This window comes from Cryobacterium frigoriphilum (assembly GCF_004403305.1).
Classification (GTDB): domain Bacteria; phylum Actinomycetota; class Actinomycetes; order Actinomycetales; family Microbacteriaceae; genus Cryobacterium; species Cryobacterium frigoriphilum.
Genome location: NZ_SOHE01000078.1, coordinates 1 through 25,082, shown reverse-complemented (window position 1 = coordinate 25,082; position 25,082 = coordinate 1). Strand labels below are relative to the sequence as shown.

Genomic DNA, 25,082 nt, shown 5'->3' with positions numbered 1-25,082 from the left:
AAAGTCCGCTGTCGTGGAACACCCCCGCGTGCGCGGGGAAGAGACGCCGAATTTATCGGCGTAGGCCCGGTAAAAGGGAACACCCCCGCGTGCGCGGGGAAGAGCCGTGCTGTGGACGGGCATCGCCGTCGGAGCCGGGAACACCCCCGCGTGCGCGGGGAAGAGCAGCGGGTGGGGATTCCTGCCAGACGGTGAAAGGGAACACCCCCGCGTGCGCGGGGAAGAGTTGCCGCCTGAGCAGGCGCAGCGACACCAAACGGGAACACCCCCGCGTGCGCGGGGAAGAGCCTGCGCGTGGACCTTCGTCAGATCGACCACGGGGAACACCCCCGCGTGCGCGGGGAAGAGAGAAGTAAGCCGCGCTGGTGCGCGCGGTGAGTGGGAACACCCCCGCGTGCGCGGGGAAGAGTTAGGATCGCGTGCCCGCATCGCCTCAGCGAAGGGAACACCCCCGCGTGCGCGGGGAAGAGCACACATTCACAGGGGATCGGAGGGTCCGCCTGTGGAACACCCCCGCGTGCGCGGGGAAGAGAGGCTGCTATCAGCGGGGCCGTAACCTCGGAAGGGAACACCCCCGCGTGCGCGGGGAAGAGGCTGGTGACCGCGCCGCGCTGGAGGGCGGAGTAGGAACACCCCCGCGTGCGCGGGGAAGAGCAAGCGCGACCAAGGCACTTCCTCGATCCGGTGGGAACACCCCCGCGTGCGCGGGGAAGAGTTGACCTTGCCACCGATCAGCCCGGAGAACCAGGGAACACCCCCGCGTGCGCGGGGAAGAGCCGACCATTTTGCCGCCGAGGTCATCCCCGACGGGAACACCCCCGCGTGCGCGGGGAAGAGTCTGCGGGACCAGCATATTTAGGGCTGGGAACCGCCTTTTTCGTCATGTGCGATTAGTGGAATACTTCTCATGAGCGAGAATCCATCAAAATCGATGACGTCTTTTCCGCGCGCTTGGTGAAGCTGCACACGAAAGCCCTGCTCTGTCTGGGGCGCACTCGTGACCATGACCACTTCCCCATCCGCTGCTGCGTCGACCGCCTTGGCCCAGAGAGACTCGGCCACGCGTTTTGAAACGTTTCCGACATACATCCCGGTTCCGTATTCAACCAGAAAACGGCTGAGGTAGCCACGAAGATGGTCGGGAACCGCGGTAATTCTGAGCGTTGTAAACATTACGTGGTTCCGGCATCCGTCGCGTAGTTCGTATGCCCCTCGACGGTTCCCTGGTCGTCGAGCAGGACATCTCCTGCGATCCCGCTGAGATGCGGGGACAGCATCCGCATCGTGAGCGCAAGCATTTCGTCCAAAAGGTCGCGTTGGCTGATCACAGCCCGCACCCTCTTTCGAACGTAGGCCGTTGGATCCTTCTCCTTCGACGAGGCGAAGGCGATCGGCAGCGTGACGGCTTGCTTGTAGACATCCGCAAGGTCATAGAGCAGCGCTCGCGCGTCACCCTGGTGAATCACCCCGAGCGCGGGATTCAACGACAGCGCCGACGCCACAGACGCAGCCACACCGTACAGAATCCCGTTCCCCAGATTCAACCCAATATTGACGGGGTCGGTGCCGAGAGTGTCCCGCTTGAATTTGACGCCGTGCTTGATGGCCAGCCTTCTGTATTCGGCACGCATCATCTGGCCTTCGAGCCCTCGAAGCGTGGCCAATCGCGCCCCAACGGGAATCGGCATCTTGCCGAGCCGCGCCTGATAGAGCACTCGAGCCGCGGCCACCCGATGAGTGCGAGATGCCCACAGATAGGCCTGAGCCTCAGCCCAGCGCGCCGAGGTCGTCAGCGGGCGCGCCGTCGCGTACGAGTAAACGCCGCCTCCACCGGTGAACATGACCACAGCCCCGGCGGCCGCCAGAGACGCGGCGGCCGCGGCAGTAATTGAAGTCCCTGGGCCCAGCATGACCACCGCAATTGAACCGACAGGTATTTGCACTTCGCCGCGCGTGTTGCCGTTCTCGTCGGCTTGCAGCGCGAGCACACCGGTTCGGCCTTGAACAATCTGGGCGTATTCGAGGTAGAGGTAACTCACCCGGTCGGTGAGGCGCACCTGTTCCGCGGCCCCGATGCTCGCGTATTGCAGCGCTTTCGCTGAGTAGGCCACCGTTACGCTCGCGCGATGGTCAGCAGCCCGCACCCGAAGGCTTTCGACCGCCCAACACCGGTCTTCAGCAGATGCTGCACCGCCTCCGGGTCGTGAACGAGAGCGTAGCCATCGACCGCGTCGAGCTGCAGCGGGGACTTTCCACTCGTCACCACACTGCGGTCATGACTGAAGAGCGTGACGTCGTCGAGGGCGCCGGCCAGCTTGTTTGTCATCCAGTCGGCGACATCATCGACCGGTGACATGCCGACGCCACGTTTGACCGCCGGGGTCACCGGCCTGGTGCGGCGAATCGCATTGGCTGTCAATCGAAAACGGATGGCCGCTCCCGCCTCTGGCATCTGCCAGGGCACCGCCTTGGTCTTCGCGCCTCGGGGCAGGTTCGTCGGCGCGATGTCGGAGCGGATGAGCAGCACCTTTCCGGTCGGGGCCTCGTCAATACGAAACAGAATGTTGCTCGCGGCCCGCTTCTCGTTGGGTTCACCGGGAAGATTCGCCGACTGAAACATGGCCATCACCAGCCGGTGCAGCTCGCCGTGATCGCTCCAACTCTTGACTCGCACGGTTGGCGCGGCCACGAGGGTGAGATGATTCATGCTGCCCACCCCGCGAGCGTCGCCATCGTCGGCGGCTGAACCGTCTCAACGGCAAAGTTCTGATCTCCTAAGAGATGATGAAGCGAGAGCCGGGATGCCTCTTTCGCGCGCGTCGGCAGAACAGTCAAGATCGCCCGGGGATCGCCTTCTCGAATACCCAGATGAAACGGAAACGTCGGCGCGAAGGACTTGCGACCCAAATACGTCATGAAGACCGGATTGCGCGCGGCGCCAGCGAGCTCGGCCACACGATCGTCATCGTCGTGGCTGATGGCCACCAGAAATTCGGCATCCGCCAGGTACTGCCGCACAGTGACCATGGTGCCGCCGCCCAGCGTCCACTTGTTGCCATTGCCGAGTGGCACGATGAAGTCGGCCTTGCCGCGTGCGCCCACGGCCTGGCGGTGTCGAGAACGGATGTCCTGCACGCTCAGCGCTGGCAGGCCCACGGTGTGAAAGTCCGAGCTGAGGCCGCCCTTGCGGTCGACCCTGGCCCAGATATCGGTACCCCAAATCCACTCCGGCCAGGCGCCACGCGGCGCACCGAGCGCGGCAGCGAGCATTCCGACCACACCAGATCGAGTCGGCAGCGGTTCGGAGTTTCGATCGGCCAGTTCCGTTGAACCCCACGACTGTTGCGGCGCTGCGAATCGCAGCAGCAGGCTGCGCGTCACCGCTGCAGCCATTCGACGATTCGCTCAGTGAGTTCCGGCAGGTTGGCCGCGGTGTGCTCGAAGCCGATCACGAGATCAGTGTTGACCGAAGTGCCCGAGACGATAGATTCGCCGAATTCGCGGGGATCGAAAGCACGCGCCTGCGCGGCCTGCCCGATCAGCCGCGCAATGGAACCCTTGAGATAGCCACCATCGGCGTCAGCCTTGACCGGCTCGTGAAACTCATAGGCGGTGCGGTGAGCCTGGGTCTCGGCGATTATCAGCGCCGGCCGGGTGTTGGGGGCGGTGGAGTTGTCTTTACCGCTCGGGAGCGCGGTGACGATGGACCGCACCAGCAGCCCGAGGCGATCGGGGGCATCCGGGCTGTCCCAACCGGTCCAGGAGTCGCGCAGCTGCTTCTTGTCGATGGTCACCGACCGGTAGTAGACGCCCGACGTGTAGAAGGCCTGGCCGAGGTGACCGGCTCCGCCGTCGCCGAGATCGTCGACGGTGGTGAAGTAGTCGACTTCAATCATGATCGGATGCGTCGTGGTCGCGGGCCCCACGGCGATGCCGGCTTCGGTCTGCACATCGCTCTGGGCGGCGAACATGCGGCCGAATGCGGCGATGCTCAGGCTTCCGGTGCGGCTCTTGATGTGGTCGGCAGCTTTAATAGCTCCACCTTCACCTCGGGCCAGCACTCCGGCCAGTGCGTCGATCTCATCGCCGGAAAGCCAGGTCATGGTGTCGCTCGACGCCTCTTTGGCGGGTCCGTCGGTCTCGGCGGCGTCCTTGTCGTTGGCCGTCAATGACTTCACGATCTTGGTGGCGATCTTCAGAGCGGCTGCCTCGTCGAACTCGGTTCCGCTCGTCGTCGCGATCGCCGCTGCCCGGCGCACGATCTCCTTGTGCAGATCGCGGGACCGCAGCGAGTTCGTGCCGTCGGTGAAAGAGTCCAGCTCGTAGGCGACGCGGATCGCGCGTTTGAGTGACTGGGAGCTGAGGCGGCCCCGGGTCTTGCCGCCTTCGCGCACCTGCTTCGGCAGGCCGCGGTCATCGCGGTTGAGGTTGTGCCAGGGCAGCGCCGTCAGCGAGTGGATCGTCAGGTAGTTTTTCTCAGTCATTTCAGCTTGCCTTCTTTGTGGTGTTGTCGGGGCGGGAATAGAAGTCGTAGACGAGGTGGGAGCGGGTTTTCATGTCGCGCTCGAGGTCGCCGGTGTCCCAGAATGTGAGCAGTTCGACGAGCTCGTAGAAGTTGACCGCGTGGGCGCGGCCAACTAGGCCCTCGATGACCTGCGCCGCCTGTTCGATGTCGAGGTCGACGACGAGCGCCAGACGTTCGCCGATGCCGTCGGTCGTGCCGGCGATGCTCGCGAAATTCCTGCCCAGTTTGAGGGAGCTGTTGGGGGTGCGTTTGTACTTCGCCACCATCCCCAGTGCCCTCGTGGCGCCGGTGACCATCGCGGGGTAGTGCAGCCCCGCGGTCGCGGGCACCGTGTATGCGTATGCGTAGCGCTCCGTGATCTCGGAAATCCCCCGGGCAACGTCGGAGGTCAAAGAGGGGTTCGAATTTCTGACGGCCAGCAGCCGGCCGGTGAAGGCTTGCAGCTCGGGGGGAAGGCTCACGGTCACTTCTCGCTTTCGGTTTGGTTGAGAACTCGGATCAGGTTTCTGCGTGCGGAGGCGATGTCGGGCAATCTGCGCGCGTTGACGTACGGCTCGACTGCGTCGTCGAAGGCGGTGATCGCGGCGTTGGTCCACAACCGCACGTGTTCGCTCGTGAACTCCTCGCCGCGCAGCGAGACGGCGATCACGTCGGTCACAACGTCATCGGCCAGTGCGCTGAACCGGGCGAGTGCAAATTCGTGGGTCGCGGCGACGGGATCATCGTCGTGAAGCACCGTGCGCACAGCGTTGTACAGCGCGCTGCGCACTCTCTCGTAGGCATAGTCCGCGAACTTCGTCAGTGCAGCCTGCACAGCGGGTGAACCGCCCACTGTGCCCGGTGGCATCGACAGCCAAGACGCCCCGGCCAGCTCGCCATAGGAACCCTTTTGTTTCAGCTGGATCGAGAACAACTCGGTCGAGAACTCCTCGCGCATGAGGATGCTGGCGCGACCGGGTACATCGGGGTTGAAGGCACGAAGGTACCAGGCTCGCAGATTGTGTAGAACGCTCGTACCGGCGTTCACGTCGTTGAGCGCCCGAATGTCCTCGTCCTTCTGGGGGGCTTTCTTTTTTGGATCTTGCTTGCGCAGCACGAGCTGGGGATCTTGTCGCCACGCATTCTCGAGCGAGGCCTTCAATGCATCGACCCCGAGCAGCGGCAGGGTTTCTGGTGGGGTGGGGATTTCACCGGCGCCGAGTGTGCGGTTGGCGGCGACGCTGGCCTTGTTGCGACTCTTCGCCGCCTGAACGGCGGCGTAGTCGCTCTCGGTGGGTGGAATTCCTCGTCGCAGGACACTTCCGATATGGGCCCCGGTGAACATGACTTCGCCGTCGACTTCACCAGAGAGCAACAATGCCGCGTTGCCCGTTATGGTGGCAGCTACGAGGGGGTCCCTCTGCCCCGATATTGACAGGGTTTGCGCCCAGGCTGGCACTTCAAGCCCGGCCGTCCACACCTGTGGGGTATTCATCAGCAGGGTTGCCGCGAGGTTTTCCCCGACTTTCCAGAGCCGCACGCCTGCAGCCTTGACCTTGCCGGCCGCGGAACCTTGCATGGCCAGGGAAACTCCGTCGAGCACAGCGGCCCCGTTGCCATTCACGGAGTAAAACCAGAAGCCCATCAGCACGGCAGGCGCGTCTGTGAAGCACACGTTGCCGGTGGCGAAGCCGTCGCCCGGTCGCCCCCACCACGCCTTCGTTGAGTCTCCAGGAGAGGTCGAGCGGATGCTCGCGGCTGTCTTCACGCTCGACGTCGCCTTGGCATACCGCCCCTCCTGCATGAACGGCGTGCTCTCGTGAACCAGCCACAGGCGGTCGTCGATGGCATCGAGGGCCTGCGCGATAGCCGCCGGCGAGAAGCCGCCCGTCACCACGGCTTCAGCGCTTCTCTTGGTGATTCCTTGTGCTCGCGCGATGAGTGCGGTGACTGTCGTGAGAAATCGAAGCACGCCCGCTTTCTCGATGGGCGCTCGCACGTCGATTCGCTCGATGAGGTGCGCCCGCGTGAAGAGCTCGTCGAGTCCGACCAACCGTCGACCGGATGCGTCGATCACGGGTAGCCAGGCCAGCTCCCGAATGTTCCCCTGTTGTGTAATTGCCCCGCTCCGATCGCTGATTGTTCTTCGAGTTGTCTCTGCCCAAGCCGTCGTGTCGGTCATCGAAACCGCACGCCAAGAAGGTCGTCGTAGACGGCCCCATCGACGAGCCTCACCGGCACCAGCCGTCGCTGCATGGAGCCGCGTTTGCGCATGCCCTGCTCGTCGTCGAGATCAAACCCCGGGATCTCTTCGATTCCCGTCTTCGCTGAGACGTTGCTCGCAGACAGGGGAAAGGTCAGCGCCAGCACGGCCCGCACGACGTGCGGATTGCGCGAGTGCAGGGCGGCTTCGACGGACGCCCGCCAGACCCACTTCGACGCACCCTCAGGCTGAACGATGAAACAGTCAACCGTCGGGCGTTCGATGTGCCGTGTGCTGTACTCGGCCAGTTCGTCGGGCTCGGTGACCGCCGACAACTCCCGATGCGTCGTCTCTCGGCTCAGGATCGTGCCGTCATTGTGGTCATGGTGGAACGGCACCACGACGGTCTCGGCGTCCTGCAGCTTGCGTGCGGCTGCGATGAGCTCCAATTCGCCGCTGACGTCTTCGAGGTCGGGCGAGCGTGGATCGAATGCCGCCGCGTCGACGAGCTGCTGCACGTCTGCCGGGATGGCAATGACGCGCGAGTCGCGATCGTCGCGCCGCAGGGCATCCGTCGTGCGGCGAAGCTCACCGGGCAGATAAGGGAGCGACGCACCCGCATCAAGCAACCCGGCAGCATCGGTGGCGACGATCACGTCGAGCGTCGGCACGGGCGTTGGGCGCGGGAAGCGGTGAGCCGCCCACACCCCATCGACCACGGCAGTCGACCGCCAGAGCCGGCCGGCGCGTTGGATGAGAGCGGGGGCCGGGGCGAGATCGCTGATCATGTGATCGAAGTCCAGGTCGAGGGACGATTCGATGATCTGGGTTCCCACCACGATCACCCCGCGCTGCCCGCTGGCCTTACCGGCCACCTCGTGCAGCTCGCGGGTGACGGCGGCACGATGCCCGGCCGCCATGCGCGAGTGCAACACGATGACGCGCTCGCCGGATTCAGCGAGTCGACGAGCGATGTCCAGGGCGCGCTGCACCTGGTTGACCACGATAGCGATGCGCGTGTCGGCGGACTGTTGCCGGTAGTGCAACGCTCGAGCAAGGTGGGTGTCGACCAGCGTCGTGGCCGGGGTCTCCTGCAGGTTCACGCGCAGTGAATAGCTGCGCTGTGAGGTTACCGACGCACTCGTTGCCCCCGACGCGGTGACGCTGATGTGCCCAGGGTAGTGGGGCGCGACGGTGACGCTCGGGCCGCCATAAGACTGCGCGTACCTCAGCGCCACCGCCGTGGGCAGCGATGCCGAGAGCAGGGTGACGCGAGTGTCGGTTTCACCCCACCATGCCAGGAGCTCTTCGAGCAGGGCCGCCTGGTAGTGGTCGAAACTGTGCACCTCGTCGATGACGATGTGCCGGTTCGCGAGCGCGAGCAGCCGCACGGGAGTGTTCTTCTGACGCAGGGCACCGAGCAGAACCTGGTCGCAGGTGCCCACGCTGACGGGCGCGAAGAGGGCGTTGCGGGCATCCGCTAACCACGGCGTGGAGTGCAGCCCATCGCCCGGCTGGGCGGCGTTGGTGTAGAAGCTGTTCAAGCTGCGGTGAGCGTGAAGCAGGGAGGCCGCGTTCGTCGACGAAGAGTAGTAGCAGGCGATGCGCTCGAACATGGCATCGGTCGTCGCGCGGGTTGGCAGCGCGAAGAGGATGCCTTCGCCCGGCACCGCGGTATGCCGCAGCATCGCCGCTTCTGTCTTGCCCGAACCGGTTGTTTCGGTAGCGATCCAGAGGCCGCGACCGATCGTGGGGGCGATGTCCTGCAGCGGCGAGGGGGAGTCGGCGAAGTCGCCCATGATCGCGGTGAGCGGGTCTGCGAGATCTTCGTAGACGCCCAGGGTCTGCGGGATGGATTGCTCGAAGTACTCGGTGCGTCGGGAGTTCATCCAGGCGGTGGGGTCGGCGACGGGATCAATCGTGAGACCGTGGCCGTGTGCCACCGACTCGGCGCCGGAGGCGAGCCAGTCCGCAAGCATGACCAGACCGGTCAGCAGCAGAATGGCAGTTGTCGTCTTCTCACCGTGCACGGGCTGGTCGAGTTGGGTGCGGGTGACGCCGCATGCGTTCAGAACGGCGGCTTCATGGGCCTGCTGCTGGGCTCCCCACTTGGCCTCGGTGAGGCCGGCGAGAAATCCGTTGGCCGTGAGGCAGTCCGCTGCCCTGACCGCGGGATCGAATCGCGGATGGAAACGGCCGTGATGACCACCCACGACGACGGATGCCCAGACATCAGCGACGGCGTCGGACCCTCGAGGCCAGATTCCCGTTTGCACGAACAGGCTGACGGCTTCGTGGCGTCGCATGACCGTTTTGTAGACCGGCGGCACGCTGCGCCCTGGCACCGCGCTGGGCGGGGTCGTAACATCGAATCCTGCGGTGGCGAGTTCCTCGACGATGCCGCGCACTGCCGCGTCTGCGGTCTTGGCATACAGCTGGCCCTGGAAGATCTTGTTGGCCTTGCCCACGTCGTGCAGGCCAGCGATGGCTGAGAATATTGCTCGCGCGGCTGCTTCGTCGTTGGGGGCGACCGCCGCGGTGATCAACTCCCGCAGCCCCGGGCGCAGCCACGTGTCCCAGAGAACGAAGGCTGCTGCCGAGGTGTCGAGCAGGTGGCAGATCAGCGGATACCGGCCGTCGCCATCCGGCCCCAGTTTGCCCCAGAGCCGGCTGTCAACTTCGACAGCCTCCTGCGTCAGCTCGTCGGTCTCGCCGAGGTCTTCGGCGGCGGTGATCGTCATGCTCGGGCACCCCGCTCGGGCGCGAAGTGTCTGCGTGGCGAATACCGCCCCCGGTTCGCGGACCCGTCGCATGCGTTGTGTAGCCAGATCTCAGAATCAAAGTTGCGAGCCCAACGGTTCATATTTCCCCCCGGAATAGTTAAGGCTCAGCCTAGGGGTGGGGTCCGACACTCACTGTTCGAGGCCTCTTGACCCGTCAGAAGCGGCGTCGGCAGTGGCTGCCGCCAGCTCAGCGACAAGCCTCTCGAACGATTCCGGAGCGGCCGTTGCCAACAGCCGATAGGCATGCCGATATGGGGTGCCGCCCTCTAAGGCGTCGGCAATGACAGCACGGGAAAACTCCGGGCTCAGAGTGCTGACGCGAACAACTTGGCCAGCCGTGCCAGCTCGGCTGGTGTTGCTTCGCCACCATAATCACTGCGGATGCTGGCCAGCGGCACCAAGACCTCGGCCGCCACTCGGTTGCACCACAGCTCGTGATCGTTGTTCGTGCGGCCACCCATTTGAGCGTCAGACAGCGCGCTCTCCCCGAGCCAGATGTGCGCCAGCTCGTGCACCAGTGTGAATATCTGCGCTGCCTTGGTGTCGCTGCCGTTGACAAAGATGAGTGGCGCGACGTCGTCGGTCAGGGCAAAACCGCGGAATTCTTGGGGGTCGAGTTTGCGGGAGGTGTCGGCGCCAACCACGCCGTTCACCATGACGAGCACACCAATGCCCTCGATGAGGTCGATGAGCTTGCGCAGTGCCGCCTCCCAATTCGCAAACGCGGATCGATCGTCGAGGTTGAAGCCGATTCGTCGCCGAATCGCGTCGGCTACCGGCTCTGCGGCGCCAGAGGTCGTGGCGGATCCCACAAAATCGAGGGGCAGGTAGCCATGAGATGCCGCGTAAACGCGGTACCACTCCTGCCGTTTTTGACACATATAGATGGTGTCGAGAAGGTTTGGAGACGGGTGGGTCAGGTCGACGTTCGCGACCGTGCGAAAGTCCGGGATCGGGACTTCTTCACGCGAAGGCTTGGGGAGAAGGAGAAAGCCGAGTGGAGCGTGGGCAGCGTGCGCGAACTTTTCGAGTTGCTTCAGCGTCGGCTTGCCGGCTCCGGAGGTCCATTCCTCATACTTCGGGAACTTCTGGCTCACGACCTCGTCGCTCCACCCGGCACGATCCACCGCCCAACGGCCAGACCCCGCGCATCCGTCGCCGTGCACGGCGACAGATCGTGAGCGCGCCCGGTACGGGTGGGCGCTACGGCGGTTACCGTAGCGGGCACCCGTATCGGGCGCGGTCGCGCGCCCGGGCCGGCCCGGGGCATCCGCTCACGACGGACGCAGCGCCCGGCCCGCACCCATTCCTGTCAGTGGTCCCGGATAGGCTGGAGGCATGACTGACTCGGTGAGCGCATCCGGCATTAACCAAGACGAGCTCGACCCGGAGGTGCGCCCGCAAGACGACCTCTTTCGGCACGTGAACGGCAAGTGGATCGCGCGCAGCGAGATTCCGGCCGACAAGGCCCGCTGGGGGTCCTTCACCCTGCTCGCCGAAGAGAGCGAAAAGGCCGTGCGTGACATCATCCTCGAGTCGCAGGCCGCCGCGGAAGGCACGCAGGAGCGCAAGGTGGGCGACCTCTTCGCGAGCTTCCTCGACGAGGAACGCATTGAAGCCCTCGGCGCCACGCCGCTTGCCGCCGACCTCGCGACGGTCGACACCGTCACGAGTATTCCCGAACTGCTCAGCACCCTCGGCCGCCTCGAGCGCGCCGGAGTCAGCGGCGCCTTCGGCCTCTTCGTCGACAACGACCCGGGCGACCCGGAACGCTACCTCGTCATGCTGCAGCAGGGCGGCCTGAGCCTGCCCGATGAGTCGTACTACCGCGACGAGAAGTTCGCCGACATTCGTGTCGCCTACCTCGCCTTTCTCGAGCGGATGTTCACCCTCGCCGGCGTCAGCGACGCCCCCGCACGCGCCCAGCGCGTCTTCGACCTCGAGACCGAGCTCGCCACCCACCACTGGGACAAGGTCGCCAGCCGCGACAGCGAGAAGTCGTACAACCTGCGCACCTGGGGCCAGGTGTCGGCGCTCGCCGCCGGTGCCGACCTCGACCTGTGGCTCGACGCGCTCAACGTGCCCATCGGCTCCTTCGACGAGGTCGTCGTGCGCCAGCCCAGCTTCATCTCCGGTCTCGCCGAGACGCTGAGCGAGGACCGCCTCGAGTCGTGGACGGATTGGCTGCGCTGGCAGATCATCCGCTCGTCGTCGTCGTACCTGTCGGGTGATTTCGTCGAGGCCAACTTCGACTTCTACGGCCGCACCCTGAGCGGCACCCCGCAGCTGCGTGAGCGCTGGAAGCGCGGCGTCTCGCTCGTCGAATCCGCGCTCGGCGAGGCCGTGGGCCGCATCTACGTGGAACGCCACTTCAAGCCGACCGCCAAAGAGAGCATGGATGTGCTCGTCGGCCACCTCGTCGAGGCCTACCGGCAGAGCATCAACGAGCTCGACTGGATGACCGAGGAGACCCGCGGGCGAGCCCTCGAGAAGCTCGACAAGTTCACGCCGAAGATCGGCTACCCGGTCAAATGGCGCGACTACAGCTCGCTGCCGATCGTCGCCGACGACCTGCTCGCCAACGTTCAGGCCACCAACGACTTCGAGTTTCACCGTGAGCTGGGCAAGATCGGCAAGCCGCTCGACCGCGACGAATGGTTCATGACCCCGCAGACCATCAACGCCTATTACAACCCCGGCTTCAACGAAATCGTGTTTCCGGCCGCCATCCTGCAGTTTCCGTTCTTTGACGAGACCCGCGACGCCGCCGCCAACTACGGCGCCATCGGTGCGGTCATCGGCCACGAGATCGGCCACGGCTTCGACGACCAGGGCTCGAAGTACGACGGCGACGGCCGCCTGCTCGACTGGTGGACCGAGGCCGACAAGACCGCGTTCGAACAGCGCACCGAAGCCCTCATTGAGCAGTACAACGCCCTCAGCCCGGCGCAGATCCCCGAGCACACCGTGAACGGGGCCCTGACGATCGGCGAGAACATCGGCGACCTCGGCGGCCTGTCGATCGCCTGGAAGGCGTACCTCCTCTCGCTGAACGGCGAGGAGCCGGCCGTCATCGACGGGTTGAGCGGTGCACAGCGCTTCTTCCTGAGCTGGGCGCAGGCCTGGCAGATGAAGCTGCGCGACGAAGAGGCCATCCGCTTGATCGCGATCGACCCGCACTCGCCGAACGAGTTCCGCTGCAACCAGATCGTGCGCAACATCGACGCCTTCTACACCGCCTTCGGTGTCACCGAAGCGGATGCCCTGTGGCTCGCCCCTGAGCAGCGCGTCACCATCTGGTAGCGCCGGGGGGTTAACCTGACTTGATGACCGCGCAGTCGCAGCGTCGCTCCCGCCATGTGGCGGCCCCGGTGGGCAAGCACCGGGGCCTGGATGCGCCCGAAACCTTCGGACGCGGATTTCACGCCCTCGGCGAACTCGCGATTGCCGGCGTGCAGGTGTCGGCGCGGGCGACCGACCTCGCGACCGGGCGGGTGCTGCTCTCGATCGACGACCACGTCGTGATGCCCACGGCGAGCGTCGGCACGGTGCTGCTGTTGATCGAGGTCGCCGCGAAGCTGCGCGACGCGGACTTCGGCGCGTATCCGATTCTCGACCGCACGAATGACGATGCGGCCGGGTCGTCGGGAATCTGGCAGCACCTGCAGGCGCCGTCGCTGCCGGCGGCCGACCTCGCCGCCCTCGTCGGCGCGGGCAACGACAACCTCGCCACGAACGTGCTCATTCGGGCGGTCGGGCTCGCGGCGGTGCGCACCCGGGCGGAATCGCTCGGCCTGACCCGCAGTTCGCTGCTCGACCGGGTGCGCGACCACCGCGGTCCCGACGACGCCCCGCAGCTCTCGGTCGGCAGCGCCAAGGAACTCACCTGGCTGCTCACGGCACTGGCCCGCGGGGAGATCGTCGACGCCGACGTGAGCGCCCGGGTGCTCGGCTGGCTCTCGCTCGGCACCGACCTCTCGCTCGTGGCGAGTGCCTTCGGCCTCAATCCGCTCTCACACCGGGAACCCGATCACGGCCTGCTGCTGGTGAACAAAACGGGCACGGATGCCGGCGTGCGCAGCGAGGTCGGCGTGCTGCGCGGCCCCCGCGCCGGGGTCGCTTATGCGGTCTCGATGTACTTCAGCGACTCAAGCCTGCCCGCGCGCCTCGCGGTCGTCGACGGCTTTCGCGCCGTGGGGCTCGACCTGCTCGAGTACGTGCACTGAGGCCGCTGCGCCCGGGCGCCGGCTCAACCAACGCATCCCCGCTGGTTGAGCGCGAGCGTGCGAGCGTCGAAACCTGGTGGGCCGACTCTGGGGCCCGTGCGGTGGGTCCTGCAGGTCGTCTCGCCTGGTTTCGACCGGCGCGCTGTGCGCGCCGGCTCAACCGGCGGATCCCGCTGGTTGAGCGCGAGCGTGCGAGCGTCGAAACCTGGTGGGCCGACCTTCAGACCGCGGGAGCACGTCGCGGCACTGGTTCAGTCACGCGGCACTCCTTGCAACGAGTGCCGCGTGGCGCAACGAGTGCCGCGACGGAACCGCGCGGCGACGGATGCCCCGGGTCGGCCACGCGCGCGGGCGCGAACCCCGGCCGCCGCTACGGCCGGCGCGGACCGGTCCACTGGTTGGCGCGTTCGCCGACGGCCGCGCGGGTCGCGGTCTCGAGAATGCGCCTGCCCCGGGTCGGCGACGTCTTGGCCTGCATGATCCACTCGAGAATTCCGCGCCGCGCCGACCGCGGAAAGGCGTCCCAGCGGGCTCGCGAACCGGGAAAGTCGTCAAAGGCCGCGGCCAGGTCGGGCGGCACGATGAGCTTCTCGACGTCGTCGAGCAGGGTCCAGGATCCGTCGGCCTCGGCGCGCGCGATGACCGCCTCGCCGGCCTCGTGCATGAGGCCGGCCGCGCGCATCCGCTCGATGCGCAGCTTGTTTGGGCCGCTCCAGGCGCTGCCGCGTTTGCGGCGCGCGAAGTAGAGCATGGTGCGGTTCTCGTCGACCTTGCCGCCCTTGCTGTCGACCCAGCCGAATGCGAGGGCCTCGCTGACGGCGTCGTCGTAGCTGAGAATGGGCTTGCCGGCCGCCTTCTTCCAGGTCACCAGCCAGACGGATGCCGCCACCGCATGGTTCTGAAGCAGCCACGCCCGCCAGGCGGCGCGGTTCTGCGGGTGTATCCGCGCAGCATCCTCGGTCATGGTGCCGAGAGTACCGCGGCCCGCCCCGCGTGGCGACTGCCCGTACCATTCGACGGAAATCGACGGTGAAACGCACCGTTTCGGGGCGCACAAGGGTGAGAACTCGGGTGAAGTCCGTCGAATGGTACGGGGGGCGGGGCCGGGCGGCCGCGGTTCTAGGCTGAGGGCATGGCCGAAACCTGCGTCTCGCGTGTCCCTGTTTTCGCCGGCCTGTCCGAGCGCGACCAGCAACGGGTGGCGGGGGTGGCGCGCCCGACCCGGCTGCACAAGGGCGAGGCCGCCTACGCCGCCGCCGACGATGTGGCGCAGCTCATGGTCGTGCACACCGGGCGGCTCAAGGTCTTTCGCGTTTCGGCCGACGGCGCGCAGCAGCTGATCCGCGTGCTCGGGCCGGGCGATTTCACCGGGGAGACCTCGGTGTTCACCGGGCAGCGACCGGATGACTACGCCACCGCCCTCGATGACTGCCAGCTCTGCGTGTTCCACCATGACGATCTGGAAGCCCTGATGAGGACGCACCCCGAGATCGGTCTGCGGCTGCTCGCGACGGTGAGCACGCGCCTGGCCGACACCGAACAGCGCCTGAACGCGTTGACTTCGCGCGGCGTCGAGGGGCGCCTCGTCGACTACCTGCTCGCCCTGCCGAGCACTCGGCAGGGCGGCGTCGCCACGGTGACGCTGCCGCTGGCCAAGAAAGACGTGGCATCGCTGCTCGACACGACCCCCGAGAGCTTCAGCCGGGCGCTGAAAAGCCTCGCCGGGCAGGGGCTGATCGTGATCGGCGCAGGGCGCACCGTGTCGATCACGCAACCCGGTCGACTGCAGCAGTTCGCCGACCAGGAGTGAAGCCCCGGAGGTGTCGCGGCCAGAGCAACCGGCGTGCGACGACCGTTTCGATGCTGTCGGCCGCGACGAAGGGTTGGTCCCAGACTCGGGAGTCGTCGGAGACGGATGCGTTGTCCCCGGCCATGAAGTAGCTGCCGCCGGGAACCAGCCAGGTCTGCGTGTACGCGCCGCGCGACCGGGGAGATCCGTCGACGGGTTCGCCGTTGACGAACAGACGGCCGGCCTGCAGCTCGACGAGGTCGGCCGGCATGCCGACCACGCGCTTGATCAGGCGCAGGCCGCCATGGCGGAACACGGTGACGTCGCCGCGCCGCACCCCGGCGGGGCCGACCGACCGCGTGAGCAGCAGGTCGGCCGAGCGATAGCTGGGGGACATCGAGTCCCCGGCCACCCTCACGAGGCGCATGGGCTGGCCTAGTGCTGGTGGCCGGCGGGCGCGGCGTGCTCGTGCTCCTCGCCCTCGGCATAGGTGAAGAAGTCGACATACGCGGCCAGGTAGCGGCGGCCGGCCGCGACATCGTCGACGTCGAAATCCTTCAGGGCCAGCGCGGCCTGAAAGCGCAGGGCGAGTTCGGCGCGGCGCTCTGCGGGAGCGAGCGGCAGTAGGTGGGCGTCGGAGTTGAGGGCGATGGCCTCATCGGCGGCCACGACGACCGGGTCGATGGCGGTACCCACGGGCTGGATGCCGGTGAACCCGACGCCCTCGCCCATGCGGTGGATGCGCACGAGCGTTTCGAGAAACAGCCGGTCGGCGAGGTCGGCGGCGTCGGGCCCGAGGGTGCGCACGGTCAGCGCCTGGGCGAAGATGCCCCGCAACTCGGCCTCGCCGTCGGCCGGAATCCACTTGAGCGCGTAGTTGACGTTGCCCGATTGAAGGGCCTTGCGGCCGTCTGTCACGGCCGGGCCGCCGGCGGTGTCGCAGTGGGCCTCGGCGGTCACGGGCGTGAGTGCGGCCAGCTGTGCGGCCACCCGGGAGACGATGCGGTTGATGAACAAGGTGTTCTCCTTTGCTTGAGTGGTTCCCACGCTACGAGCATCGCCGCCGGGCTTCCTTGACCCAGATCAAGTCGCGCAGATCGGGCCGCGCGCGATTAACGCCGCCGACGGATGCCGCGGGCCGGCCTGCGAGGCCCGGCGTGCGGCATCCGTCGGAGCGGTCAGACGATGACGAGTTCGGGGCCGGCGGCGCTCAGGCGGCGGGCCTGCCGGGGGTCGATGCCGCTGTCGGTGATGATCAGGTCGAATTCGTTGGCGGCCGCGACGTGGCAGAACGAGTTGGAGCCGATCTTGGTCGAGGTGATGGCGAGCACGCGGCGGCGACCGCTCAGCATCATGGCGCGCTTGACCTCGGCCTCATCGGGGATCGTGGTGGTGAGGCCGGCCTCGGCGGTCAGCCCATTGCCTCCGACGAAGGCGACGTCGACGTTGAGTTGGCTGATGCGGGCCCGGGTCCACTCGTCGACCGCGCCCTGGGTGAGGCTGCGCACCCGCCCGGGCAGCGCGAGCACGGTGAGGCGCGGTTTCTGCGAGAGCAGTCGCACGGCCGGGAGGTTGTTGGTGACGACCATGAGCGAGCGGTCCTCGGGAAACATCGCCGCGATCACGAGGGTGAGGGCGCCCGAGTCGAGCAGAACAACACCGTCGGCGGGCAGCTCCTCGAGCACGCGCCGGGCGATGCGCTGCTTCTCGGGGGCATCCTCGAGGCGGCGCTGGGCGAGCGCGATCTCGAACGGGGTGCTCTGGGTGAGCCGGGCGCCGCCGTGCTGGCGGCGAATGAGGCCCTGTCGTTCGAGCACGGCAAGGTCGCGACGAATCGTCTCGCTCGTCACCTGCAGGGCCTCGCTCGCGGCCGCCACGGAGATCTCGCCGGTGCCGTGCTGCGCGAGCTTGACGATCGCGGCCTGTCGCTCTGCTGGGTACATCGCCAGTCTCCCCGGGGTTCGGCGCTGCGGTGCGCTGCCCCGAGACTACCAAGTGGCGACGCGCCAGTGTGGTTTTGTGCCCTGAAACCCGAACAAACGGGCAATTTTGGTCACGCAAGCATCACAAAGTCACAATTTGAGTTGCGGAAACCACAGGTTCGGTTGATACTCGGTAAATACCAAGTCCACAAGGACGTGTCGACGATGATGAGGTTTGAGATGACGAAGTCTTTTTCAATGAAGAAAAGGGTGCTGCTCAGTGCGGTCGCCTTCTCTTCGGTGGGTGTGCTTCTGGCCGGTTGTAGCGGAGCGGGCGCCGGCGGCGGCGAAGCGGATGGCCCGGTCACCCTGACCCTCGCCACCGTCAACAACCCGCAGATGAAAGACATGGAGGAGCTCAAGGGCGCCTTCGAAGATTCCCACCCCGACATCACGGTCGACTTCGTGGCGATGGAAGAGAACGACCTGCGCGACGCCGTCACCAAAGACGTCGCCACCCAGGGCGGACAGTACGACATCGTCACCGTGGGCAGCTACGAGGTGCCGATCTGGGGCCAGAACGACTGGCTCGTCGACCTGGGCCCGCTCGCCGAGGCCGACACCGCCTACGACGTCGACGACCTGCTGCCGCCCGTGCGCGAGGCCCTCACCGTCGACGACAGCCTCTACGCCGTTCCCTTCTATGGCGAGTCCTCTTTTCTCATGTACAACCAGGAGATGTTCACCGCCGCCGGCCTCACCATGCCGGAACACCCGACCTGGGATGAAGTCGCCGGCTTCGCCCGCACCCTCAAGACCGACGACGTCGCCGGCATCTGCCTGCGCGGCAAGCCCGGCTGGGGCGAACTCTTCGCTCCGCTGACCACCGTGGTGCAGACCTTCGGCGGCAGCTGGTTCGACGAAGACTGGAACGCCACCGTCAATAGCCCCGAGTTCACCGAGGCCGTGACCTTCTACACCGACCTGGTCAACGACGCCGGCGAAGCCGACCCCGTCTCGACCGGCTTCACAGAGTGCCTCAACCTGTTCTCGCAGGGCAACGCGGCCATGTGGTACGACGCCACGAGCGCAGCCGGCCCCCTCGAAGCGGATGATTCCGCCGTCGCCGGCAAGGTCGGCTACGTGCACGCTCCGGTCAAGGAAACCGAAGAGTCCGGCTGGCTCTGGGCCTGGAACCTCGCGATTCCGAACACCAGCACGCAGCAGGACGCCGCGTGGGAGTTCGTGAGCTGGGCCACCAGCACCGAGTACATCGACCTCGTCGGCACCACCCTCGGCTGGGAGCGCGTGCCCCCTGGATCGCGCATCTCCACCTACGAGAACGAGGAGTACCTCGCCGCGGCATCCGCTTTCGCCCCGATCACGCAGGACATCATGCTCGCCGTCAACCCGACCCAGCCCGGCGTGAACCCGCAGCCGTGGGTCGGCATTCAGTACGTGACCGTTCCGGAGTTCCAGGACCTCGGCAACCAGGTCTCGCAGGACATCGCCGACGTGTTCGCCGGCCGCGACACGGTCGAGAACGTGCTCGACAAGGGCCAGGAGCTGGCGCAGGATGCCGGCGACGCCCAGAAGTAGCACATAACCCGCAGCACCCCGCACCACCCGAGTGGGCCGTTCCGCCAGTGAGAATGCGAACGGAACGGCCCCTCATCTTCCATCAGCGTCGAGAAAGAGACTTCAGACATGACCGCGACTGTGGCACATCCCACAACGCCCCCGGGGGCTGACGACTCCACCCGGGCGATTCTCACCCGTAACGGCGGCACAGGTGGCGGCCGTCGCGGCCGCGGCCCGAAGCCCGAACTCAGCCCCGGGCAGAAGAAGGCCCTGAAGCTGGCCCGCGCCCTGGTCTGGCCCGCGATCGTCGTCGCGATCCTGGTGACGCAGATTCCGTTCCTCGTCACCATCTACTACTCGTTCCAAAACTGGAACCTGATGCGCCCCGGATCCCGCGGCTTCGCCGGCTTCGACAACTACGTGACCGTCTTCACCGGCGGAGCGTTCATGCAGTCGCTGTCGGCGACCGTCGTGATCACCGGCTCCTCGATCGTGCTCTCGGTCATCTTCGGCCTCGTTATCGCCCTGCTGCTCAACCGCAAGTTTCTCGGCCAGGGCCTCGCCCGCACCCTCGTGATCACCCCGTTTCTGATGATGCCGGCCGCGGCCGCGCTGATCTGGAAATGGTCGATGCTCGACGCCAACGTCGGCATGGTCAACTGGGGCCTCTCGGTCGTGGGTATCGACCCCGTGCAGTGGAACACCGACTTTCCGGCGCTCACCGTGATCATGGTGCTGACCTGGCAATACACCCCCTTCATGATGCTCATTCTGCTGGCCGGGCTGCAGAGCCAGAGCCAGGAGACCCTCGAGGCCGCATCCGTCGACGGAGCCGGCCCGATTCGCAGCTTCGTGCACATGACCCTGCCGCACCTGCGTCAGTACATCGAACTCGCCGTGCTGCTCGGCGGCATCATGCTGCTGCAGGTCTTCGACCCGATCGCGATCATGACCCGCGGCACCGGCGGCACCAAGACCCTGTCCTACCTGCTCTACGAGCGGGCCTTCGTCGGCCTCGAAATTGGTGAGGCCGCCGCCTACGGCGTCATCACCGTTCTGCTGACCATCCTCGTGGCGAGCGTCGCACTGCGCCTGCTCTTCAAGATCTTCTCCAGCGAAGGGGCCAAATCATGAGCACCGCAACCGATACCGCCGTCAGCGCCGCCCCGCGGCCCATCCCCACCCGCCGTCGCAGCAAGCGGATGCGCCACCGCGCCAGCAGCGCCGCCCTCACCGTGTTCACCTGGGTCGTCACCCTCGGCTTCTTCTTTCCCGTCGCCTGGATGGTCTTCACCGCCTTCAAAACCGAAGCGGCCGCGGCCACCAAGACCCCGACGATCTTCACGTCGCTCTCCTTCGACCGCTTCGCCGAGGTGCTCGACCGTGGCTTCGGCGTCTACCTGCTCAACTCGCTCACCGCGAGCGTCATGTCGACCGTCATCGTGCTGCTGCTCGCCATCCCGGCGGCCTACGGCCTCTCGATTCGCCCGATCATCAAGTCGCAGGATGCCCTCTTCTTCTTCATCAGCACCCGCTTCATGCCGATTGCGGCCGCGATCATCCCGATCTACCTGCTGCTGCAGAACTTCGGCCTGCTCGACAACATCTCGGCGCTGAGCGTGCTCTACGTGGGCATGAACCTGCCGCTTGCCGTCTGGATGATGCGCTCCTTCTTCAGCGAGGTGCCGCTGGAAATCGTGGAGGCCGCGCAGATCGACGGCGCGAACTTCTTCACCGAGCTCGTGCGCGTCGTGCTGCCGATCGTCGCCCCCGGCATCGCCGCGGCCGCGCTGATCTGCTTCATCTTCGCCTGGAACGAGTACTTTCTCGCGAACCTGCTCACGTCGACGATGGCCCGCACGACCCCGCCGTTCCTCGGCAGCTTCGTCGACGGCCGCGGGCAATTTCTCGCGGTGCTGTCGGCGGCCTCGACCCTCGCCGTGCTGCCGGTCGTGCTCGCCGGCTGGCTCGCTCAGAAGCGACTGGTCACCGGACTCGCCATGGGCGCCATCAAGTAGGTCCCCTCGACCAGCGCGCACGCCGCGCCATGATGGTCAGGCAGCCCACGAGCCCAGAGGAGACAGCATGAGCAGAACGACAGAGGGCGAAACGGCCGCCGGCGCGACCACCCCGGGCCGCCAGGCGCTGGCTCGGCACGAGCAAATCCTGAGCGCGCTCGACCTCGCCGGTCGGGTCGAAGTGGGCGAACTGTCCGAATCCCTCGGCGTGGCCGAGGAAACGATTCGGCGCGACCTGCGGGTGCTTGAGGAGGCGGGGCAGCTGCGCCGCGCCCACGGCGGGGCGATTGCGGCGGCAGACCCGGTGACCGACCCGACGTTCATCACGGATCCCGAGCCATCCGCCCACCCGGTGGCAACGCTCGCCGCCCGGCTGCTGCCCGCGACCGGTGTGATCTTTCTCGATTCGGGGCCGATCGCCGAGGCGCTCGCCGCGCTCGTGCCCGATGACGCGGCGGTGCAACTCGTGACGCCGTCGATTCCGGTGGCGCTCATCGCCAGTCGCAACAGCGCGCTCGTCGTCTACAACCTCGGTGGCACCGTCGACCCGGCCGACGACTCGCAGAGCGGGCAGTGGGCTAGGGAATCTCTCGAGCACATCCGCATCGACGTGGCGTTCATCACGGTGACCGGGCTCACGAGCGACGGCCACCTGCTCGCCGCCAACCCGAAGGCCGCGATCGTGAAGAGCGCCGCGATCGCCGCCGCCGAGCGGGTGGTGCTCATCGCCGATCATGACCGGCTGGCCAGCGTCGGGCTCGTGAAGTTTGCGCGGCTGGCCGACCTTGACCATCTCGTGGTCGACGACCGCACGAGCGAGGCCGTGCTGGCGCTCGCCGCGGATGCCGGGGTGCCCGTGCTCATCGCCCCGACCCTCGAGCAGACCGTCGAGCCGCACCAGCATGAACCGAACGACCCGCACCTGACCGACCCGAACGCCACGAATCTCTCGCTCGAGAATCCCAGCCCCGCCCACCAGAAAGCGTGACCCCCGCAATGACCGACACGACAGCGACGCCCCGCACTCTCAGCACCCTCGGCAATGAGACCCTCGCGGCGCTCGCGGCCGCCTCACCCGAGGTGGCGCTGCCGGACTACGACCGACTCGGCCTCAGCGCCGGCATCGTGCACTTCGGGGTCGGCGGCTTTCACCGAGCGCACCAGGCCCTCATGATCGACGACCTGCTCGGCCAGGGCCTCGCCCGCGACTGGGCCATCTGCGGCGTCGGCGTGATGCCGAGCGACGTGCGCATGCGCGACGCGCTGCTTGATCAGGACGGCCTCTACACGCTCGTGGTCAAACACCCCGACGGCCGCCTCGAGGCCCGCGTGATCGGCTCGATCATCGACTACATGTACGCACCCGACGACGTTGAGGCCGTGATCGAACGCCTCGCGAGCCGCGAGGTCAAGATCGTCTCGCTCACCGTCACCGAGGGCGGCTACAACATTCACCCGGTCAGCGGTGAATTCGTTCTCGACAGCCCGCCGGTCGCCGCCGACCTCGCGACGGATGCGGTGCCCATCACGGTATTCGGCATCGTCGTCGAGGCCCTGCGTCGCCGCCGCGCCCGCGGCCTCGTGCCCTTCACGATCATGTCGTGCGACAACCTGCAGGACAACGGTGGTGTCGCCCGCCGCGCCTTCGTCGCCTTCGCGAGTGCGAAAGACGCCGACCTCGGGGCCTGGATCGCGGCATCCGTCGCCTTCCCGAGCTCCATGGTCGACCGTATCACCCCGGTCACCACCGACGACGACCGCGCCCAGATCGCCGAGACCTTCGGCCTGTCCGACCGCTGGCCCGTGGTCTGCGAGCCCTTCTTGCAGTGGGTGCTCGAGAACCACTTCACCGCCGGCCGCCCGCCTTACGAAAGCACGGCAGTGCAGCTCGTGACGGATGTCGAACCGTACGAACTCATGAAGCTGCGGCTCTTGAACGCGAGCCACCAGGGGCTCTGCTATTTCGCGCATTTGATGGGCTACCGGCTCGTGCACGACGCGGCCGCCGACCCGCTGATCGCCACGTTCCTGCGCGCCTATATGGACCGCGAGGGCACCCCGACCCTGAAACCGGTGCCCGGCATCGACGTGGAGGACTACAAGACCCAGCTCATCGAGCGCTTCTCGAACCCGGGCGTGCGCGACACCGTCGCGCGGCTCTGCGCGGAGTCCTCGGACCGCATCCCGAAGTGGCTGCTGCCCGTGGTGCGCGAGCAGTCCGCCCGCGGCGGCGACGTCGGCCTGAGCGCGGCGATCGTGGCGAGCTGGGCGCGTTACGCCGAGGGCACGGATGAACAGGGTCACCCCATCGAGGTCGTCGACCGCATTCGCGACCGCGTCATGGCCAGTGCCGACGGCCAGATCGCTCGAGAGCATGGCAGCGACCCGCACGCGTTCCTGCGCGACCGCGACCTGTTCGGCGATCTGCTCGACGACGCCGTGTTCGTCGCCGCGTACGACCGGGCGCTGGGCCTGCTGCACACGGTCGGCGCGAAGGCGACCCTCGAAGAGCTGCTGAAGCCGTTAAACTGACCCGGCAGTAGTGCGTGCAGCAGCACGGGTTTCACGGCGGGTCTCAAAGGGGAAAGCAATGGCATCGAAGCTGGCACCGAAGTTGGCACCGAAACGCCGAATCGTGGCGGGAGTCGACTCGTCGACGCAGAGCTGCAAGGTCGTGACCGTCGACGCCGACACCGGCGAGCTGTTGCAGCTGCGCAGCGCGCCGCATCCGGATGGCACGAGCGTCGACCCGCAGCACTGGTGGGACGCCTTCGTGGCCGCCGGCGGCACCGACCTCGACGGCGTGTCGGCGCTCGGCGTCAGCGCGCAACAGCACGGCATGGTCGCCCTCGATGACCGGGGCAACGCCGTGCACAACGCACTGCTCTGGAACGACGTGCGCAGCGCCCCGCAGGCCGCCGCGCTCGTACAGAAATACGGCGCGCAGATGTGGGCCGACGAGATCGGCGTCGTACCGGTGGCCTCCTTCACGATCACCAAGCTGGCCTGGCTGGCCGAGAATCGGCCCGAACTCGCCGCGCGCGTCGACCAGGTGCTGCTTCCGCACGACTGGCTGACCTGGAACATCCTGGGGCGCCCGGCCGAGGCCGTCACCGACCGCAGCGACGCCTCGGGCACCGGCTACTTCTCGGCGCACACCAATGAGTACCGGCCCGATCTGCTGCGCGCGGCCCTCGGCCGCGATGCCCGGCTTCCGCGGGTGCTGGCCCCGAGCGAGCGGGCCGGCGTGACGCCGCAGGGCATCGTCGTCTCGGCTGGCGCCGGCGACAACGCCTCAGCGGCGCTCGGCCTCGGCATCGGCGAGGGCGATGTGGTTGTCTCGATCGGCACCAGCGGCACCGTCTTCGCGAGCACCGCCGCGCGTATCAGCGATCCCAGCGGTGCGGTCGCCGGCTTTGCGGATGCCACCGGTCACCAGCTTCCCCTGCTCGCCACCATCAACGGTGCGCGTACCCTCGTGGCGACCGCGCGCATGCTCGGCGTTGACATCGAGCGTTTCGGCGAGCTCGCGCTCGCGGCGCCGATCGACGCCGAGGGCCTGCTGATGCTGCCTTACCTCGACGGGGAGCGCACCCCGAACCTGCCGGGCGCCACCGGGTCGTTGACCGGCATGCGCCGCTCCACGATGACTCCGGAACACCTCGCGCAGGCATCCGTTTTGGGACTCGTCTGCAGCCTCGCGGATGCGCTCGATTCCCTACGGGGCCAGGGCGTGAGTGTGCGGCGGGTCATCTTGATCGGTGGTGGCTCGCAGTCGCCCGCCGTGCAGAAGATCGCGGCCGACGTCTTCGGCGTGCCGGTCGTGCTGCCCAGGCCGGGGGAGTATGTGGCGCTCGGCGCCGCCCGCCAGGCCGCGTGGGCGCTCGATGGCGGGGCGGACTTTCCGGCCTGGCCGCTCGAGATCGCCCGTGAGCTCGAGCCGGCCGCCGGCTCGGGTTCGGGCGGGGCCGACTGGGCCCTCGCGGTGCGCGCCAACTACGCGGCGAGCCGCGCCGGCATCTACGGCGTCTGACCCGCACGGCCCGCAGCGCTGAG

At 67.0% G+C, this 25,082-nt stretch carries 22 protein-coding genes and 1 CRISPR repeat array (1 of these 23 running past the window's edge); of the genes, 9 read left to right on the top strand and 13 right to left on the bottom strand.

Annotation, left to right across the window (positions count from 1 at the left end; genetic code table 11):
* Positions 1–837: direct repeats of the CRISPR family, unit length 29 nt; unit sequence GGGAACACCCCCGCGTGCGCGGGGAAGAG; it reaches 8,323 nt to the left of the window's first position.
* An 18-nt stretch (positions 838–855) separates the two neighbouring features.
* The 9 genes from cas2e to E3T55_RS17620 all read right to left on the bottom strand — a co-directional run bounded on the left by cas2e (position 856) and on the right by E3T55_RS17620 (position 10,587).
* Complete coding sequence (gene cas2e / locus E3T55_RS17660; RefSeq protein WP_134520859.1) at positions 856–1,173, bottom strand: type I-E CRISPR-associated endoribonuclease Cas2e; 318 nt, start codon at positions 1,171–1,173, stop codon at positions 856–858.
* Entirely contained in the window at positions 1,173–2,111 is a 939-nt protein-coding gene (locus E3T55_RS17655) for a CRISPR-associated endonuclease Cas1 (RefSeq protein ID WP_134520858.1), read from the bottom strand. The genes cas2e and E3T55_RS17655 overlap by 1 nt, the downstream gene beginning before the upstream one ends.
* Positions 2,112–2,113: 2 nt before the next feature.
* Positions 2,114–2,707, bottom strand: a complete 594-nt coding sequence (gene cas6e / locus E3T55_RS17650) for a type I-E CRISPR-associated protein Cas6/Cse3/CasE (RefSeq protein WP_134520857.1) — start codon at positions 2,705–2,707, stop codon at positions 2,114–2,116.
* Positions 2,704–3,393, bottom strand: coding sequence for a type I-E CRISPR-associated protein Cas5/CasD (gene cas5e / locus E3T55_RS17645; RefSeq protein ID WP_134520856.1), 690 nt, complete (start codon positions 3,391–3,393; stop codon positions 2,704–2,706). The genes cas6e and cas5e overlap by 4 nt, the downstream gene beginning before the upstream one ends.
* Positions 3,378–4,484: a type I-E CRISPR-associated protein Cas7/Cse4/CasC gene (cas7e, locus tag E3T55_RS17640; protein WP_134520855.1), complete on the bottom strand. Its 1,107-nt coding sequence runs from the start codon at positions 4,482–4,484 to the stop codon at positions 3,378–3,380. Before cas7e ends, cas5e begins: the two co-directional genes overlap by 16 nt.
* Position 4,485: 1 nt before the next feature.
* Positions 4,486–4,986, bottom strand: a complete 501-nt coding sequence (locus E3T55_RS17635; RefSeq protein WP_134520854.1) for a hypothetical protein — start codon at positions 4,984–4,986, stop codon at positions 4,486–4,488.
* Positions 4,987–4,988: 2 nt separating this feature from the next.
* The gene (locus E3T55_RS17630; RefSeq protein ID WP_166791829.1) at positions 4,989–6,581 is read right to left on the bottom strand and encodes a type I-E CRISPR-associated protein Cse1/CasA; all 1,593 of its coding nucleotides are present in this window, start codon (positions 6,579–6,581) and stop codon (positions 4,989–4,991) included.
* Between the two features lie 101 nt (positions 6,582–6,682).
* On the bottom strand, positions 6,683–9,448 hold the full coding sequence (gene cas3 / locus E3T55_RS17625) for a CRISPR-associated helicase Cas3' (protein ID WP_166791828.1): 2,766 nt from the start codon (positions 9,446–9,448) through the stop codon (positions 6,683–6,685).
* A 347-nt stretch (positions 9,449–9,795) separates the two neighbouring features.
* The gene (locus tag E3T55_RS17620) at positions 9,796–10,587 is read right to left on the bottom strand and encodes an ImmA/IrrE family metallo-endopeptidase (RefSeq protein ID WP_241993129.1); all 792 of its coding nucleotides are present in this window, start codon (positions 10,585–10,587) and stop codon (positions 9,796–9,798) included.
* Positions 10,588–10,828: 241 nt separating this feature from the next.
* Between E3T55_RS17620 and E3T55_RS17615 the strand changes: the two genes are divergently transcribed.
* Both E3T55_RS17615 and E3T55_RS17610 read left to right on the top strand, forming a co-directional pair.
* Positions 10,829–12,793, top strand: a complete 1,965-nt coding sequence (locus E3T55_RS17615; protein ID WP_134520851.1) for a M13 family metallopeptidase — start codon at positions 10,829–10,831, stop codon at positions 12,791–12,793.
* 23 nt (positions 12,794–12,816) lie between these two features.
* Positions 12,817–13,716: a serine hydrolase gene (locus tag E3T55_RS17610; protein ID WP_134520850.1), complete on the top strand. Its 900-nt coding sequence runs from the start codon at positions 12,817–12,819 to the stop codon at positions 13,714–13,716.
* A gap of 370 nt (positions 13,717–14,086) precedes the next feature.
* Here the strand turns inward: E3T55_RS17610 and E3T55_RS17605 are convergent, their stop codons facing one another.
* Positions 14,087–14,680, bottom strand: a complete 594-nt coding sequence (locus E3T55_RS17605) for a YdeI/OmpD-associated family protein (protein ID WP_134520849.1) — start codon at positions 14,678–14,680, stop codon at positions 14,087–14,089.
* A 168-nt stretch (positions 14,681–14,848) separates the two neighbouring features.
* On the opposite strand from E3T55_RS17605, the gene E3T55_RS17600 reads away from it, so the two are divergent.
* Positions 14,849–15,526 carry a Crp/Fnr family transcriptional regulator gene (locus E3T55_RS17600; RefSeq protein WP_134520848.1) on the top strand — a complete coding sequence of 226 codons (678 nt, stop codon included), beginning with the start codon at positions 14,849–14,851 and terminating at the stop codon, positions 15,524–15,526.
* Here the strand turns inward: E3T55_RS17600 and lepB are convergent.
* From lepB to E3T55_RS17585, 3 genes are all read right to left on the bottom strand, one after another.
* Positions 15,483–15,932, bottom strand: coding sequence for a signal peptidase I (gene lepB / locus E3T55_RS17595; RefSeq protein WP_134520847.1), 450 nt, complete (start codon positions 15,930–15,932; stop codon positions 15,483–15,485). The genes E3T55_RS17600 and lepB overlap by 44 nt on opposite strands.
* A gap of 8 nt (positions 15,933–15,940) precedes the next feature.
* Positions 15,941–16,522, bottom strand: a complete 582-nt coding sequence (locus tag E3T55_RS17590) for a DUF6448 family protein (protein ID WP_134520846.1) — start codon at positions 16,520–16,522, stop codon at positions 15,941–15,943.
* A gap of 161 nt (positions 16,523–16,683) precedes the next feature.
* On the bottom strand, positions 16,684–17,448 hold the full coding sequence (locus E3T55_RS17585; protein WP_134520845.1) for a DeoR/GlpR family DNA-binding transcription regulator: 765 nt from the start codon (positions 17,446–17,448) through the stop codon (positions 16,684–16,686).
* A 237-nt stretch (positions 17,449–17,685) separates the two neighbouring features.
* On the opposite strand from E3T55_RS17585, the gene E3T55_RS17580 reads away from it, so the two are divergent.
* From E3T55_RS17580 to xylB, 6 genes are all read left to right on the top strand, one after another.
* Complete coding sequence (locus tag E3T55_RS17580; RefSeq protein WP_241993128.1) at positions 17,686–19,026, top strand: ABC transporter substrate-binding protein; 1,341 nt, start codon at positions 17,686–17,688, stop codon at positions 19,024–19,026.
* 108 nt (positions 19,027–19,134) lie between these two features.
* Positions 19,135–20,142: a carbohydrate ABC transporter permease gene (locus E3T55_RS17575; protein ID WP_134520843.1), complete on the top strand. Its 1,008-nt coding sequence runs from the start codon at positions 19,135–19,137 to the stop codon at positions 20,140–20,142.
* Positions 20,139–21,026, top strand: a complete 888-nt coding sequence (locus E3T55_RS17570) for a carbohydrate ABC transporter permease (protein WP_134520842.1) — start codon at positions 20,139–20,141, stop codon at positions 21,024–21,026. The genes E3T55_RS17575 and E3T55_RS17570 overlap by 4 nt, the downstream gene beginning before the upstream one ends.
* A gap of 67 nt (positions 21,027–21,093) precedes the next feature.
* Positions 21,094–22,014 carry a DeoR/GlpR family DNA-binding transcription regulator gene (locus E3T55_RS17565; protein WP_134520841.1) on the top strand — a complete coding sequence of 307 codons (921 nt, stop codon included), beginning with the start codon at positions 21,094–21,096 and terminating at the stop codon, positions 22,012–22,014.
* 8 nt (positions 22,015–22,022) lie between these two features.
* Positions 22,023–23,558 (top strand): mannitol dehydrogenase family protein, encoded by a 1,536-nt coding sequence (locus E3T55_RS17560; protein ID WP_134520840.1) that lies wholly within the window; start codon positions 22,023–22,025, stop codon positions 23,556–23,558.
* A 58-nt stretch (positions 23,559–23,616) separates the two neighbouring features.
* Positions 23,617–25,059, top strand: coding sequence for a xylulokinase (xylB, locus tag E3T55_RS17555; protein ID WP_134520839.1), 1,443 nt, complete (start codon positions 23,617–23,619; stop codon positions 25,057–25,059).
* Positions 25,060–25,082: the final 23 nt, after the last annotated feature.